The sequence below is a fragment of the Acetobacter senegalensis genome, from assembly GCF_001580995.1.
GTDB lineage: Bacteria > Pseudomonadota > Alphaproteobacteria > Acetobacterales > Acetobacteraceae > Acetobacter > Acetobacter senegalensis.
This window is the reverse complement of sequence record NZ_LHZU01000035.1, coordinates 1-1,678: the sequence shown is the minus strand read 5'-3', so window position 1 is coordinate 1,678 and position 1,678 is coordinate 1. Positions and strand designations below refer to the sequence as shown.

The window sequence follows — 1,678 nt, the reverse complement described above, 5'->3', positions numbered from 1 at the left end:
AAAGAAGCCATGAAGATTGTAGTACCTGTCAAACGGGTTGTTGATTACAACATCAAGCCGCGTGTTAAGGCGGATGGTAGCGGTGTTGAAACTGCTGGCGTGAAGATGTCCATGAATCCTTTTGACGAGATTGCGGTTGAAGAAGCCATTCGTCTGAAGGAGAAGGGTGTCGCGACGGAAGTTGTCGTTGTGTCCATTGGTGTGCAGCAGGCGCAGGATACGCTGCGCACGGCCATGGCCATGGGGGCAGACCGCGCCATTCTGGTTCTGTCTGAAGAAAGCCCGGAACCTCTGGCGGTTGCCAAGGTGCTCAAAGCCATTGTGGCCAAGGAAGAACCGGGTCTGGTGATTCTGGGCAAACAGGCCATTGATGATGATATGAACGCCACAGGCCAGATGCTGGCCGGCCTTCTGGGCTGGGGGCAGGGCACGTTTGCCGGCAAGGTGGATGTTGCGGATGGCTCCGTGCGTGTGAGCCGTGAAATTGACGGGGGGACGGAAGAGGTTTCTCTCACGCTGCCCGCCATCATCACCGCTGATCTGCGCCTGAACGAACCGCGCTATGCCTCACTGCCCAACATCATGAAAGCCCGCAAGAAGCCGCTTGAAACGCTGAATGCGGCTGATCTGGGTGTGGATATGACGCGTCGCCTCACCGTCGTCTCCGTGGCGGAACCGCCGCAGCGTCAGGCGGGTGTGAAGGTTGGCTCTGTGAGTGAGCTGGTTGAGAAACTGCGTAACGAAGCAAAGGTAATCTGATCATGACCGCTCTTGTTCTTCTCGATCATGAAGACGGCCGGATCAGACAGGCCGCTCTTGCCGCCGTGACGGCTGCTGCCAAGCTTGGTGATGTGCATGTACTGGTTGCCGGTGATGACGCCGTAGCGCAGGAAGCCGCCAAGATTGCCGGTGTTTCCAAGGTGCTGCATGCGGCCGACGCCCGTTATGCGCATGAACTGGCTGAGCCGCTGGCCGCGCTGATTGTCTCTCTTGCTGGTGGGTATGACCACATTGTTGCGGCAGCGGGTGCGGTGGGCAAGAATGTGCTGCCACGTGCGGCTGCGCTGCTGGATGTGCAGCCTATCCCTGATGTGATCAGCATTGTGGATGGCGATACATTCGTGCGCCCCATCTACGCAGGCAACGCTCTGGCAACCGTCAAATCGTCCGATACGAAGAAAGTGCTGACGGTTCGCAGTTCTGCCTTTGATGCCGCTGCTGCGGAAGGCGGCTCTGCTCCGGTTGAAACGGTTGCTCCGGTGGACAGCCCGGCTGTTTCCAAGTTTGAGGCGGTGCATCTGTCTGAATCTGAGCGCCCTGAACTGGAATCCGCCCGGGTTGTGGTGTCTGGTGGCCGTGGACTTCAGAGCGAAGAGAAGTTCCACATTCTGGACCCGCTGGCTGACAAGCTGGGCGCTGCCATTGGTGCTTCCCGTGCGGCTGTGGATTCCGGTTTTGTGCCCAACGATTATCAGGTTGGTCAGACCGGCAAGATCGTGGCCCCTGATCTGTATCTGGCATTCGGGATTTCGGGCGCTATCCAGCATCTGGCCGGCATGAAAGACAGCCGCGTGATTGTTGCGGTGAACAAGGACCCTGAAGCCCCCATCTTCCAAGTGGCGGATTATGGCATTGTGGGAGATCTCTTCGAGATCGTTCCTCAGCTTACAGAAGAACT

At 57.9% G+C, this 1,678-nt stretch carries 2 protein-coding genes; both read left to right on the top strand.

Translation table 11 applies throughout. From position 1 onward, the window contains the following. Positions 1-9: 9 nt before the first annotated feature. On the top strand, positions 10-759 hold the full coding sequence (locus AD948_RS00230) for an electron transfer flavoprotein subunit beta/FixA family protein (protein ID WP_006558647.1): 750 nt from the start codon (positions 10-12) through the stop codon (positions 757-759). 2 nt (positions 760-761) lie between these two features. Further along, a partial coding sequence (locus AD948_RS00225; protein WP_061470222.1) for an FAD-binding protein occupies positions 762-1,678 on the top strand: 917 nt, incomplete at its 3' end.

Coding starts and splice junctions, on each gene's coding strand:
- AD948_RS00230 (WP_006558647.1), top strand. CDS start 10: ATGAAGATTGTAGTACCTGTCAAACGGGTTGTTGATTACAACATCAAG.